This window comes from Shinella yambaruensis, assembly GCF_050859155.1.
Lineage (GTDB): Bacteria > Pseudomonadota > Alphaproteobacteria > Rhizobiales > Rhizobiaceae > Shinella > Shinella yambaruensis.
Genome location: NZ_CP150638.1, coordinates 926630 through 943177 on the forward strand (window position 1 = coordinate 926630; position 16548 = coordinate 943177).

The following is a 16548-nucleotide window of genomic DNA, read 5'->3' on the forward strand; positions in this document are numbered from 1 at the left end:
TTCCCGGACGGAAAACCGCTTCACACTTTTCTTGGAAATGCTTTAGGCGGCTCTGGCCGCAGCGCGCTTCAGCGCCCGCATGACCATGATGCCGCCGACATGCGTGCGGTATTCGGCCGGGCCGCGCCCGTCGGCGGCCGGCTGCATGACGGCGTGGGCAAGGTCGGCGGCCTTGGCCAGCGTCGCCTCGTCGAGCGTGGTGCCGATCACGCAGGCGGCGGCGTCCTCGGCGAGAAGCGGCGTCTCGGACAGGTTGGTGAGGCCGATGCGACAGCTCTCGACCTTGCCGGCGGAGAGCGTCAGCACCACCGCGGCGGCAGCCGTCGCATAGTCGCCGATCTTCCGCTTCAGCTTCTCATAGGCGTAGCCGTGGCCGGAGGGCGGGACCGGGATGGTGATTTCGGTCAGGAGTTCGCCGGGTTCGAGCGCGGTGAAATAGGCGCCCTGGTAGAAATCGACGGCATCGACGTCGCGTGCGCCGTCCGGCCCTTCCAGCCGGTAGCGCGCGCCGAGCGCCATCATCAGCCCCGGCATGTCATTGCCCGGATCGCCATTGGCGACATTGCCGCCGAGCGTGCCGCGATAGCGCACCTGCGGATCGGCGATCTGCAGCGAGGTTTCCTTGACGATCGGCACGAGCGCCGCGATCTCCGGCGAGGCCACCAGCTCATGCTGGGTGGTCATGGCGCCGATGACGAGCGTGTCGCCCTCGCGCCGGATGCCCTTCAGCGCGCCGATGCCGTGCAGGTCGACGAGATGCTCGGGCGTGGCGAGGCGCAGCTTCATCATGGGAACGAGGCTGTGGCCGCCGGCAAGCGGACGCGCTTCATCCCCGAGGCTGGAGAGCAGTTTCACCGCATCGGCAACCGATTGCGGCCGATGGAACTGGAATGGGCCGGGTATCATGGGTCTCCTCCGCTATAACGGAGGATCAGCATTTTCCTCGGGCGACGGACAGGCAAGGAGACGGCCGGCTTTCCGGCACCAGCGCCGGATTTCTGCACGAAAGGCGGCTTTGCCCGCACGAATTGCGTCAGGCACTTTGACCTATGGCGTCGTTCCGGTGCGGGCCGTCACGCCGGCTGAGGCCCAGCCGCGCCTTCAGTTCGGAGATCTTCGTCCGGCTCACCGGAACGAGGTGCGGGACGGTGCCGCCAAGCTCGACGACCGCGCCGTCCCCTTCCTTCCGCATCAGCACGATGTGCGGCACGGCGACGATATGGCTGCGGTGGACGCGCAGGAACGTCTGGGGACAGAGCTGCGATTCCATTTCCGAGATCGACCAGGCGCACATGCGCTCGCGCTGCCCGTCGTGGACGAGCGTGTAGTGTGCATCGGCGCGGACGCTGCGGATATCGGCCGTCTCGATGAACCGGATGCCGTCCGCCCCGTCGACGGGAACCTTGGTGACCAATGGCCGGGCCGGCTGGCCGAGACCGGCCAGCGGAGCCGCCCTGTTCGCCCGGATGGCGGAAACGGACGGATCGGGCCGCTCGGCCTCCGCCTTGAGATGCGCTTCCGGCACGAGGAGAAGCAGGAAGCCGCCGGCGACCAGGAAACAGAGCAGCGCCACGACCAGCGAGAGGACCTGCTGCGAGGCGACGAGCCCGTCCATGGCCATGGCATGCCCGCCGGCGGGGCCGGGCTCGAAATGCATGCCGTACATGGCCGTATAGTGCATGCCGGAAACGGCGATGCCGAAGGCGACGGCGCTGAGCGCCAGCCGAAGGCCGCCATGGCGCGCGATATAGATGCGCAGGCCCCCATAGGCTGCGCCGATGGCGATCAGCAGCGACAGCGCCACCATCGGATAATCGTGGCGGATGGTGAAAGGCCCCGCGAGCCCATGGATGCCGACATAATGCATGGAGGCGATGCCGAAGCCGAGAAGCAGCGCCGCCCAGAGCACGCGCATGCGCGAGGGACCGCCGATGCTGACGAAATAGAGCGAAATGCCGACGACAAGGGCGCAGATGAGGAAGGAGACGAGCGTCGGCAGCACGAGATAGGCCGCGTCCTGCGGCAGGGGGGCGGCCATCATGCCGATGAAATGCATCGTCCAGATGCCGACCGCCAGGAAGCCGGCCGCTCCGGAAAGAAGCAGCCGCCGGCCGGTATAAACCGAATTGCCGATCCGCGCCGCGAGGGCGAAACCGGTACAACCTCCCAGTATCGCGACCAGCACCGAAAGTGCGACGAGATACGGATCGTGTTCCTCGAACATCGTCGTTCCCACCGTACCCGTTCCTCCCCGGGCCGGCTTTCTCCTTATGCAGACGAGGGTACATCCCTCGTCCAGAGATTGGCAAGCGACCCGCCGGAAATGCCGGCGGGCTCGCGGTTCCTGGTCTTTCCAGCTAAACGGATTGTCTGCCGCAAAAAGGGGCGCGCCCCGAAATCCTGCGCGACTTGAAACAGAACGGATCTCGTAACGGGGGACAAGTGGGTGATGGCGGAGCGCTTCAATATGGCATCGAACCGAACGAGCTTTCCGATTTGGTCGTTTTCCTGACAATTCTCAGGCACCGCAGTTTCCGGAAGGCTGCCGATCAGCTTGACGTCTCTGTATCGGCGCTCAGTCATCGCATGAAGGCGCTGGAGGCGCGCCTCGGTGTCCGCCTGCTCAACCGCACGAGCCGCAGCGTATCTCCGACCGCTGCAGGTGCCGCCCTTGCGGAAAAGGTGGCCGCCGGCCTCGATCTCATCAGCAGCGGTCTTGAAGACCTGCAGGGTCGGTTCAGCGGCTCGCGCAAGCATCTCATGGCTTCGCTCGACCAGAGCCTCAAGCGCATGCAGCTCGACTACGTGGATATCTTCTATTCCCATCGCCCCACCCTCGATGTGCCGCTGGAGGAAACGATGGGCGCCCTCGTGCAGATGGTGCGCCAGGGCAAGGCGCTCTATGTCGGGATCTCCTCCTACGGTCCCGAACGCAGCCGCGAGGCCGAGCGCATGCTGCGCGCCGAAGGCGTTCCCCTTCTCATCCACCAGCCTTCCTATTCCATGCTGAACCGCTGGATCGAGGATGGCCTGCTCGATACGCTCGACGAACTCGGCGTCGGCTGCATCGCCTTCTCCCCGCTGGCGCAGGGCCTGCTCACCTCGAAGTATCTGAACGGCATCCCGGACGACGCGCGCGCCGCCAGGGGTGGCTCTTTCAAGAAAAAGCTGCTGAGCGAGGACAATCTCGCCCGGGTGCGTGCGCTCGACGCCATCGCGCAACGCCGCGGCCAGTCGCTGGCGCAGATGGCCATCGCCTGGGTGCTGCGCGACCAGCGCGTCACCTTCGCCCTCATCGGCGCGCGCAATGTCGCTCAGTTGGACGATTCCCTCGATGCCCTGAAGAACCTCTCCTTCTCCGCCGAGGAGCTGAAGGATATCGACCGCTATGCCATGGAAGGTGGTATCGATCTCTGGCGCGGCCTCGACAGCCACGCCTGACACCTCGCAATGCCGCGGCTCGGCGCTGCTGTCCGGCCGCGGTCCCCGCATCCGATTTCTGGAGGATTACCGATGGAATACCGTCTGCTTGGCCGTTCAGGCCTCAAAGTCTCAACAATCACCATGGGCACGATGACCTTCGGCGGCAAGGGCTGGGCGAGGACCGTCGGCGACCTCGGCGTCGCGGATGCGCGCAGGCTGGTCGACCTTTGCCTCGATGCCGGCGTCAACCTCATCGATACCGCCGACGTCTACTCGCAGGGCGCCTCCGAGGAAATCCTCGGCGAGATCCTCGGCGGACCGCGCAAGGACGGCGTGCTGGTCGCCACCAAGGCCCGCTTTCCGATGGGCGAGGGCCCGAATGACGAGGGCTCTTCCCGCCACCATCTCATCCGCGCCTGCGAGGCCAGCCTCAAACGGATGAAGACCGACGTCATCGACCTCTACCAACTGCACGAATGGGACGGGCAGACGCCGCTAGAGGAGACGCTGGAAGCCCTCGATACGCTCGTGCGCCAGGGCAAGGTTCGTTATATCGGTTGCTCCAACTTCTCCGGCTGGCACATCATGAAAGCGCTCGGCGTCAGCGAGAGGGAACGCTACCAGCGCTTCGTCAGCCAGCAGATCCACTACACGCTGGAAACGCGCGACGCGGAAAACGAGCTGCTGCCGATCAGCCTCGACCAGGGACTTGGCGTCTTGGTCTGGAGCCCTATCGCCGGAGGGTTGCTCTCGGGCAAGCACCGCCGCAACCAGGCCGCGCCCGAAGGCACACGTCAGTTCGCCGGCTGGACCGAACCGCCGATCCGTGACGAGGACCGCCTCTGGAACATCGTCGATGCCCTCGTCGACATCGGGGAAGGGTGCGGCGTCTCGGCGGCCCAGGTCGCCCTTAGCTGGCTGATCGGCCGAAAGGGCGTGACCTCGGTGATCATCGGCGGGCGCACGGAAGCCCAGTTCAAGGACAATCTCGCTGCCGCCGGGCTGAAGCTCAGCCCCGAGGAGCGCAAGCGGCTCGACGATGTCAGCCGGCCCTGGCTACAATATCCCTACTGGCACCAGAGGAACACCGCGAGCGGTCGCCTCGGCGATGCGGACCTCAGCCTCATCGAACCGTACCTGAAGGACGCCTGACAGGCGGGTCGGGGAGGCGACGGCTCGGACAGGTGCCTTCGCCGAAGCCGTATGAGTGTCCTTCCTCCGATGTAACGGGCATCGAACGAGATCGCCGCCACATAGGGCGGCGATCCGCAGATGATGAGAAGTTGACGTCAATGGGGTGTCAGATCGAAACCGAACCACTTTTCCGACAGGCGCTTGATGGTGCCGTCGGCGATCGCCGCACCGATCGCCTCGTCGAATCTGGCCTTGAGGCCGGTGTCCTCCTTGCGCAGGCCCACGGAGCTACCGGCGCCGAGCATGCCGCCCTGGAATCGCGGGCCGGCGATGACCATGTCGGAATTGGCCGGCTTCTCGACCGCGGTCACCAGGTAGCCCATTGAGGCCATCGTGAGATCGACACGTCCGGCGACGAGGTCGAGGTCATGCTGCTCGGTGGTCTTGTATTCTCGCACTTCGACCGCGTCCTTCAGGTACTCATTAATGAAGCGGGCGGCGATGGATGCGGTCTGCACGCCGATGACCTTGCCCTCGATCAGCGGCTTCAGCTCCTCCGCGGCCTTGCGCGCGCCGGCTTCGTTGGTCGCCAGCGAGAAGAGTTCGCCCTTCATCGGCAGATCCGCGAGCGGGCTTCCCTTCAGCGTGGCGAACGACTGGCCGGTGCTGCCGTAGGAGATGGAGAAGTCGATGATTTCCTTGCGCTTGTCGGTGGCGGACATGCCGGCCATGATCGCGTCGAACTTGCCGGCGGTGAGCGCTGGGATCATGCCGTCGAAGGCCTGGGCGATGAAGGTGCATTCGATCTTCATGCGGACGCACAGGTCGTTGCCGAGCTCGACGTCGTAGCCGTCGAGCGTGCCGTCGGGACGGGTGAGGTTGTAGGGCGGGAAGGCGCCCTCGGTGGCGATGGTGATCTTGTCCCCGGCCGATGCGGACGGCGCAAAGGCGACGGCCAGCGTCGCGGCCAGGGCGATCGTATGTTTCTGCATTGAGTTCCCCTTTTCGTTTCCGTGCAGTGATCGGTTATTTGCTGATGAACTGTCGGAAGCGCTCGGACCGGGCGTTGCCGAAGACCTCCGCCGGCGGTCCCTGCTCCTCGATCTCGCCCTTGTGCAGGAATACGACGCGGCTCGAGACGTCCCGGGCAAAGCCCATCTCGTGGGTGACGACCAGCATGGTCCGCCCCTCTTCGGCGAGCGCCCGCATGACGCGCAGCACCTCGCCGACCAGTTCCGGGTCGAGCGCCGAGGTCGGCTCGTCGAACAGCATGACCTTCGGCCGCATGGCGAGCGCGCGGGCAATGGCGGCCCGCTGCTGCTGGCCGCCGGACAGATGCGACGGATAGGCGTTCCGCTTCTCGGCGATGCCGACCTTCTCCAGGAGCGCCTCCGCCTCTTCGATGCATTCCGCACGCGGTCGCTTCTGCACATGGATCGGCGCTTCGATCAGATTTTCGAGGACCGTCTTGTGGGTCCACAGATTGAAGCTCTGGAACACCATCCCAAGGCCGGTGCGGATCCGGTCGACCTGCCGCTGATCGGCGGGCCGGCTCCTGCCGTGCGGCGCCGGAACGAGGCGGATCGTCTCGCCGGCCACCGTGACGGTTCCGGCATCGGGCGTCTCCAGCATGTTGATGCAGCGAAGCAGCGTGGATTTGCCGGAGCCGGACGATCCGAGGATCGAGATCACCTCGCCCTGGTGCGCTTCGAGGGAGATGCCCTTCAACACCTTGACGGGGCCGAAGCTCTTGTGCAGGTCCTTCACGACCACCACGGGTTCGGACGAGGTTTCGGACGAGGTTTCGGACATGGTCATGGGCTGTCTCCAGTCACCCGCGGGCGGGTTGGCAGGGGCTGGCGCAGGTGGCCGCTCAGCCGGTACTCAAGGAATGCGACGCAGCGCGTCAGGACAAAGTTGATGGCGAGATAGATGGCGCCGGCGACGAGGAAGACCTCGATCGCCCGATAGGTCTCGGAAATGATCCTGGCCGCGACGCCCGTGATCTCCATGATCGTGATGATCGAGGCGAGCGATGTGGCCTTCACCATGGAGATCATCTCGTTGCCGTAGCCGGGCAGCGCCTGGCGGATGGCGAGCGGCAGCACGATGCGCCGGAAAGCGAGGAACCGCGACATGCCGCAGGCCCGCGCCGCCTCGATCTGCCCCTGCGGAACCGAGAGCAGCCCACCGCGGATGATCTCGCCCGAATAGGCGGCCGTGTTCATCATCAGCGCGATGACGGCGCACCAGTAGGGTTCCCGCAGGATCGGCCAGACGGCGCTGTGGCGCACTTCGGGGAACTGGCTGAGGCCGTAGTAGATCAGGAAGATCTGCACCAGGAGCGGCGAACCGCGGAAGACGTAGATGTAGAAGCGCGCCGGCCAGTCGAGGATGCGCAGGCCGGACGTGCGGCAAAGCGCGAGCAGCAAGGCCAGAACGGCGCCGAGACCCACTGCCGTCACAGCCAGCCGGAGCGTCGTCGGCACGGCCGCGATGAGCTCCAGGAAGGTCTCCCACATGAAGACGAGGTTCATGACGCCCTCCCGGTTCCGCGGCGGCTGTGCTTCTCGGCCAGTTGCAGTGCGAGGCCCGAGACCGTGGAGATCGCGAGATAGAGGGCGGCGGCGACGACATAGAAATCGAACGGCCTTCCGGTCGAGCCGGCGCCGATCTGCGACTGGCGGAGCAGTTCCACCACGCCGGTGATGGAGACGAGGGCCGACTCCTTCAAAACGACCTGCCATACATTGCCGAGGCCGGGCAGGGCGTGGCGCAGCGTGAGCGGGGCAACGATACGGCGGAACCGCAGCATCCGCGACATGCCGCAAGCGACCGCCGCCTCGATCTCGCCGGGATGGACCGCGCGAAAGGCGCCGCGAAACACCTCGGTGTGCTGCGCCCCCGACGTGACGCCGACGGCAAGGGCGCCGGCGAGAAATCCGGGGAAGCTGATGAAGCCCTCGTTGCCGAACAGCCGACCGGCCGCCGAGATGACGGCAGACCCTCCGAAATAGAAGAGGTAGATGACGAGCAGGTCCGGAATGCCGCGCAGGACGGTGGTATAGGTGCCGGCGGCGGCGCGGGCCACCGGCCCGCCGGAGATCTTCGCCCAGGCGCCGAAAATGCCGATGACGGCCCCGATCGCAAAGCCGCATACGGCGATCAGCACGGTCATGACGGCGCCGGTGGCCAGCGCGGCGCCCCAGCCGTCCGGCCCGAAGCCGAAGGTTTCGAAAAAGCCAGGTGAATTCATGCGCGATCCTTCCGCACGCTGTCAGCGATCAATGAGGGACCGCCCCGCGATGGCGGGGCGGCGACCTCTCTACTGGTCAAAGGACGGCGTCAGGTCGAGCTTGCTCCATTTTTCCGAAAGGCTCCTGATGACCCCCTCGGCGGCCGCCTCCTTGATGGCGGTATCGAATTTTTCCTTGAGCTCCGTCTCGCCCTTGCGCAGACCCATGGCCACTTCCGTTGCCAGCATGGCGCCCTTCAGCAGCGGGCCGGCCATGGCGAGATCCTCGTTTCCGGGCTTGGCGAGCATCGAGGTGCCGTAGACGCCGCTGTCGAAGCCTGCGTCGATGCGGCCCGCCTTGAGGTCGAGGTCGCGCTCGGCGGAGTTCTTGTAGGTGCGAACCGTCACGGTGTCGCCGAAATAGGCGTTGATCAACTGTTCCTGGCTTGTCGACTGGACGACGCCGATGGACTTGCCCTTCAGCGCGGTTCCGATTTCGGCCATCACCGGATCGGCCGTCGCCTTGTCGTTGAGGTTCAGCCGCTCGCCCGCCATGGGCAGCGCGGCGACAGGACCATCCTTGAGGACGATGAAGGTGGCGACGCCGGAGGCATAGGGTACGGTGAAGTCCACCACTTCCCTGCGCTTGGCATTGATGCCCAGCGTCATGATCAGGTCGAATTTGCCGGCGTTGAGACTCGGGATCATCGCACTCCATTCGCCGGTGATGAGCTCGCATTCCACCTTGGCCCGGGCGCAGAGATCATCGATGACCTCGACGTCGAGACCCGTGAGAGCGCCCTTGGAGTCGAGCGCGTTCCATGGCGGGAAGGCACCTTCGATACCCACCTTGACATGGGTCCAGTCCTTCGCGCCAGCCGGTGCGACGGCTGCGGACAGCGCCATTGCGGTCACGGCCGCAAGAATTCCCAGTTTGGTCATTTCGAATTCCCCTTTCTTCGAACCGGCCTTCTGTCCGGTCCTGTTGAATCGTGCTGGCGGCTAGAGTGCCGCCAGCGCGGCTTTGGCTTCCCGCAATGCGTATGCGGCAAGATTCCTGCATTGCCGCGCATGCACGGCATGAAAGAGCGCGTCCTCGCCCGCCTCAGCGGCCGCCAGTGCGCGCAGCCCGTCGAGGGACGGCCAGGGCGCATGGGGCAGGGCGCTGTCGTGAGCGAAGCGATTGCCTTGCGTGTAGTTGAGCGGCACCAGCAGCCGGGAGACCCGCATCAGCGCCCGATTGATCGCGTGCGCTTCTGCGCCGGTCGCCGAGGCCGCTTGCACCCTGACCGCCTCGGCCAGCTCGCCGAACCGCTGCGCCTCGGCGATCAGCGGCGTGACATCGAACCGGCCGGCGAGATCGGTGCCGATGCGTTCGAGCTCGCGCTGCAGCGAGGCCGCGGTGGCGCCGTAGTCCAGCGGCAGCACCTCGTCCGTCAGCAGCCTGTCCAATACGCGCAGCACGATGCGCGTGTCGCGGACGAGATTGGCGGGATCGATATGCTCGGCGGTGTCTTGCGGCGTGTGCCACCACCAGCCGAGCGCCGTCGGCATCCTGATGGGCCCGGGCGGCTGATGGCTGAGGCTGCCGAACATCGAGGGCAGGCCCACGCCCCAGAAGGACTGGTCGGCCGCCCGGCCGTGGCGCCGCCCGGCATGCACCTGCCCGGTCTCTGCCAGCACGGCCTCGGCGGCAAGCGCCTTCAGCTCGTCGATGACGGCGGAATTGGTGAGGATATCGGCACCTTCGCCGCCGGTCGAATCGACGTTGACATGCGCCACGCAGCGCCGGTCGAGTTCGTCCCAGTATTCGTCCGCATACCAGGCCGAGCCCGAATAGCGCCCATGGGAATGGCCCGACCAGAAGCAGAGGCGCAGGCCCCGGCGCCAGCGGCCCCGGCCTTCGGCCAGCAACCGGGCAGCCTCCAGCATGGTGGCGTTGGCCCCGCCATTGTCCATGACGCCGAAATGCCAGGTATCGTGATGGCCGGAGAACAGGACGAAGGGTCGTTCGGCATCGGTCGTATCGACGGCGTCGAGCTCCGCGACGAGGATCGGCGTCTTGCGCCAGCCCGTGTCGACGCTCGCCCACATGGTGGCGCTGACGGTCTCCCCGGATTTGCAGCGCTCCCGCAGAGCCGCGCCGGCTTCCGCGGCGATGGTGCAGATCACGGCGGCCGGCAGTTGATCGCGGGTGAGCTGCGAGGGACTGCCCCAGACCGGCGAGACGCACATCTCGTAGAGCAGTTCGTTCGGGCTGACATGGATGAGCCCCGCGGCGCCGTGGTCGCGTGCCTGCGCTGCGACCTCTTCGGTCGCGATGCCGTCGACCAGGACGATCCGTTCCCGCGCGTCGAGGCGGGCGAAATCCGCCGGGCCGCCGTCACCGCCATAGACGACCTCGGCCGTCAGGCCGCCGGCAGGGCTGGAGGCGGACATGGAATGGGTGATGCAGCGGATGTCGCCGCCGTCGACCTTCAGCCGGGCCTCGCCGGGCAGGCTGATATAGGCATCGTGTTCGATGAGCCGCGTCTCGTAGCCATAAGAGGCCATCTGCCGTTGCAGATAAGCGAAGCTTTCGCGCTCCTGCGGCGTGCCGGAGAGTTTCACACGCCTGGCGAATTCTCCGATATGGGCCATCAGCCGGTCACGGTCCGGCTCGAAGGAACGCTCAGGCATCGGCCTTCTCCGGCAGCGGCGGATTGACGTCGTCAGGGATCGGATTGACGAAAGGCGTGCCTTCCAGCCGGGCAGCATGGTCGGCTTTGGCGGCGGCGATCTCCCGTGGATCGGCAAAGAGGTCGACCGCCGTGCCGGCCATGACCTTGGCCGCGTGGATCATGCCCTTGTGCGCGGCCGGCAACTTGCCCTGGGCGACGAGTTGCCAGGAATGGCCCGGCGTTCCCACGGCATAGGTGGCGCCGCGCATCTGCACCGTCGGCACCACCCAGCTGACCGTGCCGACATCGGTCGAGCCGACCAGCGTTCCGTCGCCGCTTTCCGGCGGAAAGATCACGTCGCAAAGGGGAACGCCCTTGCGCACCTTGAGGCCGAAACGCCCGAACGAAGCGGCGATATCGGCATCGCTGAACGTGCCCTGGAATTGTGCCGCGCGATCGCGGTCGGCATCGTCGAACTCCGGAGGCCCAAGGCGTTCGAGGTTGCGGTGCATCAGTTGCTCCAGCGGCGTGTTGCCGACCAGATTGGCATCGCCGCTTATCACCGCGTCGCTGACGGACGTTCCCGTCATCAGGGCCGCCCCCCGGGCGACGTCCTTCACCCGCTCGACGAGTTCGAGCAGTTCCGGCAGTGTCCGCGCCCGGACGAGATACCGCACGGATGCCCGGGCCTGCACGACATTCGGCGCATGGCCGCCGGTATCGGTGATGGCATAGTGGATGCGCGCGGTGGACGGCATGTGTTCGCGCAGATAGTTCACGCCGACATTCATGAGTTCGACGGCATCGAGCGCGCTGCGCCCCAGATGAGGGGAGGCCGACGCATGCGAGGCGCGTCCGGTGAAGCGGAACACGATTTCGTTGCAGGCAAGCGACAGAGGATTGTTGACGCCGGCGAAAGCGGCGGGATGCCAGGAAATGGCGATGTCGACATCGTCGAAGACGCCGGCGCGGACCATGAAACCCTTGGAGGAACCGCCTTCTTCGGCCGGGCAGCCGTAGTAGCGTACGCGGCCCGGCAGGCCGTTCTTCTTCAGGTAGTCCTTGACGGCCGCGGCCGCCAGCATGGAGCCGGACCCGAGCAGATTGTGCCCGCAGCCGTGGCCGTTTCCACCGTCCACCATCGGCCGTTCTTCGGCGACGCCCGCTTCCTGGCTGAGGCCGGGCAGAGCGTCGAATTCGCCGAGGATGGCGATGACCGGGCCGCCCTCGCCGGCCTCGCCCATGAGGGCGGTGGGCATGCCCGCAATGCCGCGCTCGATGCGGAAGCCTTCCGCCGCCAGCATCGCCGCGTGCTCGGCGCTTGAGCGATACTCCTCGTAGTTTGTTTCAGGCGTGTCCCAGATGCGGTCGCTGAGGGCCGCAAAGGCCGGACCCTTCTCATCGACCAGCGCCCAGACCGCATCCGCATTCTTCATCGATCCGCCTCGATTTCAATGTTATCCAAAATTGGCACCAATTTATGCGCCGATTTTGGATTTACGCAAGGGCCGTCGCCGATTATATTTTTCGCACGAAGCACCTTGCGGCTCGACGCTATGGGGAGATTGGGGCGGATGAAGACGGTGAAGCCGAAGGAAAGCGAGGCGGCGCAGACCGTCGACGTGACGGACCTCATCCTCAACGATATCCAGACGGGCGTTCTGGCGCCGGGATCCTGGCTGAAGCAGATCGACCTTGAACGCCGCTATGGCTGTGGCCGGCCGGACGTTCGGCGTGCCTTGGACCGCCTGACGCAAAAGCGGATCGTCGAGCACGTTCCGAACCGCGGCTACCATGTGTTCGAGCCGGATGGGGATCGTGCACGCCAGGTCAGCGAGATTCGTATCTTGCTGGAAACAGGCGTTGCGGACAGAATCATCGACAATGCCACGGCGGGCGCGATCGCCGAACTGCGCCGTCTTGCCGACCAGTTCGATGCGGTCATCCTGGATGGAACGACGATCGACCTCTATGAGGCCAACCTGGCGTTTCACCACGCCTTGCTCTCGCTCTGCGGCAACGACGAACTGGTAAGCCTCGTAACGGAGATCCGCCAGCGCACGTCGTCAGCGCCGGTCTCACAATGGATCACACGCGCCCGCATCCAGCAATCGAGCCTGGAGCACTACGAGATGGTCGATGCCATCAACATGAAGGATGTCGAGAAACTGAAATCAGTGATTGTCCGGCACATCCGTCAATAGTTGGTTCCAAAAATCGTTGTCCCACCCGTTCGAAATAGCGGCTTTGACTGTTCAGATCACTTCAAGAGTATGCGCTCGATACGCGCCAGACACCTGCAAGATTTCCTCAAGGCTGCCGTGGGGCTCATGCCTGCTGAATAGCAAGCCTGGGGTGGAATTCGATCATTTCAATTGGGCTGGAACGATTGCTGCTCATTGTTGTCAATGGGCCTCCTCTCCTCCGCAAAGCAAGATGAGTAGGCCGGATGAGATTCATATCCGGACAGCGGAGGTGGACACTAATTTGTAGAGGCTGGGCGTCATCAAAGTCCGCTTTTATGGTCTGACCTGTAGCATCGGTGCATCGAGAACCGGCTGGATCTCCTCCTCCAGCCGCCGTGCCTCGGTGCGAAGCATCTCGACGAGACTTTCGCGACGGGGCGGGGCGAGTCTCTGCGTTATGGCGGTGAGGTGGATGGCGCCGGCCGGCTGTCCGTCTGAGCGCCTCAAGGCCACCGCGATGGCAGCCATGCCGGTGATGTCGGCCATTTCCTTGTAGATGTGCGTGTCGTTGTAGCTGTATCCGTGCTCTCGGGTCGTGGCGATCATCGATCGGATCTGGTCGTCGCTGAATGCAAAGCGCGATCTTTCCATCTTCTGTTGCGCCAGAACCCGTTCGATTTCGGCATCCGTCATGGCAGCCAGCATCGCCAGGCTGCCCGCTCCGACACCGAGTGGTCGCCGGTCGCCGATGTTGAGGGTCAGGACCCGGATCGGGAAGGCGCCCTCCCGCGCATCGAGGCAGACCGCATGGTCGCCGGACCTGCCGATGAGGTAGATCGTATCCTGTGTCTTGCGGACGAGCCGGGCCAAGGATGGTTCGGAAAGCTTGGCGACCGCAAAGCGGTTGCGCGCCGCCGAGGCGAAGCTGAGCAGCTTGATGCCCACGAAGTAGCGAGCCGTCTCCGGATCGAAATCGACGAGGCCATGGTCGCACAGGCCGTTGACCAGGCGATGCGCGGTCGTCTTCCCGAGCGCCGTGGCCTCGACCAGATCGGCAAGGCGCAGCCCCTGCGTGGATGCGCGCGATAGCGCGTCCAGTATGACCATCAGGCGCTCCGCGCTGCGCGGACTGTCGCTCGCCGGCTGCTCTGGCAGATCGTCCTGCTTCTTCACCTTGCCGTCCTTCCGTTTCGAACGCACCGAACGACCGTTCTCAAAAAACAAGCATTTTGGAACGGTCTTGATCTTCGAATTTTCATACCGTCTCGGCAATTCCGCCGCAAGCCGCCTGATCGACGGATATTTTCATGCGAATGCCGCTTGACGATGTTCCATTTTTTATGTTTTAAATAATAAAAATCGGAACAGTTAGGAGCTAAGCAAGATGCCAGAGCCCATCGCTTACGTGAATGGAGAGTTCCGTCCGGAGTCTGAGGCCTCCATATCGATCCTCGATCATGCGGTTCTCTACGGAGACGGCGTGTTCGATACGGTCTTCGGCTGGAAGGGCCGCATCTTCAGACTTGACGAGCACATCGAGCGCACGTTCCAGTCGATGGCGGCGATCGCCCTGGATCCGCCATTCTCCCGGTCAGAACTGAAGGCGCTCGTGCTGGAGGCGGCCCGGCGCAACGGCTTCGAGAATGCCTACATCAAGTGGATCGTCACGCGCGGCGTGAACGGACGGCCGTTGATGGACCCGCAGGGTTGCGTCGCGAACCTGATCATCATCGTGCAGCCCTATCTGGAGCGCGTTTCGGCGGAACGGGCCGCCCGCGGCGTTGCTCTGAAGACGGTCGCATGGCGGCGGCCGTCGGGCCAGGTGCTCGCGCCCCAGGTGAAGAGCCTCAACTACCTCAATCTCGTCATGGCCAAGATGGAGGCGAAGGCGGCGGGTGCCGACGAAGCGCTGCTGCTGACGCTGGACGGCCATCTGTGCGAGGCGACCGGCTGCAACATCTTTCTCGTGAAGGACCGGCGGCTGCTGACACCCGACCGCGACATTCTGTTCGGAATCACGCGGGCGGCCGTCATCGAGCTGGCGCCCAGCCTGGGCTTTACCGTGGAGGAGGGCGCCTTCGGGCTTTATGACGCCTATACGGCCGACGAGATTTTCGTCTGCAGCACGGCTGGCGGGCTGCTGCCCGTCTGCCGCATCGACGGACGCACTGTGGGCGGCGGTGCGCCCGGTCCGGCCTTCGCGTGCCTGTCGGCTGCCTATGGAGCTCTCATCAATGCACCGGAGGCCGGTCCGGCCTACCTGACGGTCGAGACTGCCGCATGAACCGCGACTGACAACAAAGCAAAGGGGAAAACCATGACACGCAGTGCATTTTCAGCAGCCGTGGCATTCTGCATGCTAGCGGCTCCCGCCGTCGCGCAGGAGCCTAAGCGGGACCTCGTCGTGGCGACGTCCCAGGCCGACGCCGGCAAGCTTGATCCGCATCTGGCCTCGGCAGGTGCGGACAAGGGGGTCCTGAACTGGGTATTCAACGCGCTGGTGCGCATCAGGCCGGGTGAGACGAGCCCTGAATTCATCGAACCGGACCTTGCGGAAAGCTGGACGTCGAGCGCCGACGGAACGGAATGGACGTTCACGCTGCGGCAGGGCGTGGAGTGCCATGGCGGCTACGGCGAATTCACGGCGGAGGACGCCGTATACTCCATCAGGCGGGCGGCAAACAAGGAGACCTCCGCCTTCTCCGGTGACTTTGCCGCACTCGACAAGGTCGAGGCGCCTGATCCATACACAGTGAAGGTCACGCTCAAAACCCCCATCCCGAGCCTGCTAGGCCTGCTGTCGAACTATCATGGCGGGCTGATGGTCTGCGGCAAGGCGGCCGAAAAGCTCGGCGCAGACTTCTCCACGCATCCGATCGGCACCGGCCCGTTCGAGTTCGTCGAGTATCTGCCGCAGCAATACATCAAGCTGAAGGCGAACGTGGCGTATTTCCGCGGCACGCCTCAACTCGATACCGTCACCTACCGCTACATACCGTCCGACGCGACGCGCGACCTGGCTTTCCAATCCGGGGAGGTCGACATGATCTTCGGGCGGCAGAACAACCAGTGGGTGGAGCGGACGCAAGCGGTCCCCGGCGCGGTGGTCGTCGGGATGGAACCGGCGGAACTGAATTCGCTCTATCTCAACAAGACGGTCAAGCCGCTCGACGATATCCGCGTTCGCCAGGCCATCGCGCACGCCATCGATCGCAAGCTGATGGTTGCCTTCACCGGCGACAAGGTGGCGCGCGAGGCGATTTCCGTCGTGCCGGACGGCAATCTCGGCGTCGTGGATGCCGGACTGTTTCCTTACGACCCCGAAAAGGCGAAGGCGTTGCTCGCCGAGGCGGGCTATCCCGACGGCATAACCCTCAAGACGATCCAGTCGAGTCTTCCGGTCCTGCTCAAGATTATGGAGACGCTGCAGGCAGACCTGAAGAAATCCAACATCACCCTGGACATGCAAGTCGTCGATCACCCGACCTACATGGCCGACATCCGCAAGGACCTGTCTCAGGTCACGCTCTACCAGGCCGCACGCTTTCCCGTGGCCGACGTCTACCTGACGCAGTTCTTCCATTCCCGCTCGACGGTCAATACGCCCGGCGGCGTGGTCAATTTCTCGCACTGCGACGCCGCCGATGCCGAGATCGACGCGGCAAAGCGGGAACTTGACCCCGTCAAGCAAAAGCAATTGTGGAAGACCGCGCAGGAGAAGATCGTCGCGGATGTCTGCGCGGTTCCCTTCTCCGAGCAACTGGTCGTCTGGGCCTGGAACGGCGCGCTCGATCTCGGCTACGACCTGCAGGGCTCCCTCAACCTCGTGCCGCAACTGACCGAACAGACGCACTTTACCAAGTGACTGCGATAATCTGAGGTCCATCCTTCCGTGCCGGGGGTGCGGAAG

At 64.7% G+C, this 16548-nt stretch carries 15 protein-coding genes; 5 read left to right on the top strand and 10 right to left on the bottom strand.

The genetic code is table 11. From position 1 onward, the window contains the following. Positions 1–42 precede the first annotated feature (42 nt). Positions 43–906: an FAD binding domain-containing protein gene (locus tag WMC41_RS04535; protein ID WP_432347145.1), complete on the bottom strand. Its 864-nt coding sequence runs from the start codon at positions 904–906 to the stop codon at positions 43–45. Between the two features lie 127 nt (positions 907–1033). Next, entirely contained in the window at positions 1034–2224 is a 1191-nt protein-coding gene (locus tag WMC41_RS04540; protein WP_432348259.1) for an MHYT domain-containing protein, read from the bottom strand. A 218-nt stretch (positions 2225–2442) separates the two neighbouring features. On the opposite strand from WMC41_RS04540, the gene WMC41_RS04545 reads away from it, so the two are divergent. After that, complete coding sequence (locus tag WMC41_RS04545; protein ID WP_432347146.1) at positions 2443–3441, top strand: aldo/keto reductase; 999 nt, start codon at positions 2443–2445, stop codon at positions 3439–3441. Between the two features lie 72 nt (positions 3442–3513). Then, positions 3514–4575, top strand: coding sequence for an aldo/keto reductase (locus tag WMC41_RS04550; protein WP_432347147.1), 1062 nt, complete (start codon positions 3514–3516; stop codon positions 4573–4575). A 137-nt stretch (positions 4576–4712) separates the two neighbouring features. Here WMC41_RS04550 and WMC41_RS04555 read toward each other — a convergent pair whose 3' ends face one another. From WMC41_RS04555 to WMC41_RS04585, 7 genes are all read right to left on the bottom strand, one after another. Next, on the bottom strand, positions 4713–5549 hold the full coding sequence (locus tag WMC41_RS04555; RefSeq protein WP_432347148.1) for a transporter substrate-binding domain-containing protein: 837 nt from the start codon (positions 5547–5549) through the stop codon (positions 4713–4715). Between the two features lie 34 nt (positions 5550–5583). Next, a complete protein-coding gene (locus WMC41_RS04560) occupies positions 5584–6375 on the bottom strand; it encodes an ABC transporter ATP-binding protein (protein WP_432347149.1) in 792 nt (263 codons plus the stop codon). Next, entirely contained in the window at positions 6372–7094 is a 723-nt protein-coding gene (locus tag WMC41_RS04565) for an ABC transporter permease (protein WP_272804751.1), read from the bottom strand. Before WMC41_RS04565 ends, WMC41_RS04560 begins: the two co-directional genes overlap by 4 nt. After that, positions 7091–7813: an ABC transporter permease gene (locus WMC41_RS04570; RefSeq protein WP_432347150.1), complete on the bottom strand. Its 723-nt coding sequence runs from the start codon at positions 7811–7813 to the stop codon at positions 7091–7093. Before WMC41_RS04570 ends, WMC41_RS04565 begins: the two co-directional genes overlap by 4 nt. Positions 7814–7882: 69 nt before the next feature. After that, positions 7883–8734 (bottom strand): transporter substrate-binding domain-containing protein, encoded by an 852-nt coding sequence (locus tag WMC41_RS04575; protein ID WP_432347151.1) that lies wholly within the window; start codon positions 8732–8734, stop codon positions 7883–7885. A gap of 60 nt (positions 8735–8794) precedes the next feature. Continuing rightward, positions 8795–10471: a M28 family peptidase gene (locus WMC41_RS04580; protein ID WP_432347152.1), complete on the bottom strand. Its 1677-nt coding sequence runs from the start codon at positions 10469–10471 to the stop codon at positions 8795–8797. After that, positions 10464–11888 (bottom strand): M20 family metallopeptidase, encoded by a 1425-nt coding sequence (locus WMC41_RS04585; RefSeq protein ID WP_432347153.1) that lies wholly within the window; start codon positions 11886–11888, stop codon positions 10464–10466. Before WMC41_RS04585 ends, WMC41_RS04580 begins: the two co-directional genes overlap by 8 nt. Positions 11889–12026: 138 nt before the next feature. On the opposite strand from WMC41_RS04585, the gene WMC41_RS04590 reads away from it, so the two are divergent. Beyond that, positions 12027–12656, top strand: coding sequence for a GntR family transcriptional regulator (locus WMC41_RS04590; RefSeq protein WP_244767656.1), 630 nt, complete (start codon positions 12027–12029; stop codon positions 12654–12656). A 315-nt stretch (positions 12657–12971) separates the two neighbouring features. Here the strand turns inward: WMC41_RS04590 and WMC41_RS04595 are convergent, their stop codons facing one another. Then, positions 12972–13811 (bottom strand): IclR family transcriptional regulator, encoded by an 840-nt coding sequence (locus tag WMC41_RS04595; protein ID WP_272804756.1) that lies wholly within the window; start codon positions 13809–13811, stop codon positions 12972–12974. Between the two features lie 211 nt (positions 13812–14022). Here WMC41_RS04595 and WMC41_RS04600 point away from each other — a divergent pair, with 211 nt between their 5' ends. Continuing rightward, a complete protein-coding gene (locus tag WMC41_RS04600) occupies positions 14023–14922 on the top strand; it encodes an aminotransferase class IV (protein WP_244767654.1) in 900 nt (299 codons plus the stop codon). Between the two features lie 33 nt (positions 14923–14955). Further along, a complete protein-coding gene (locus WMC41_RS04605) occupies positions 14956–16503 on the top strand; it encodes an ABC transporter substrate-binding protein (protein WP_272804758.1) in 1548 nt (515 codons plus the stop codon). The last annotated feature ends 45 nt before the right edge of the window (positions 16504–16548 follow it).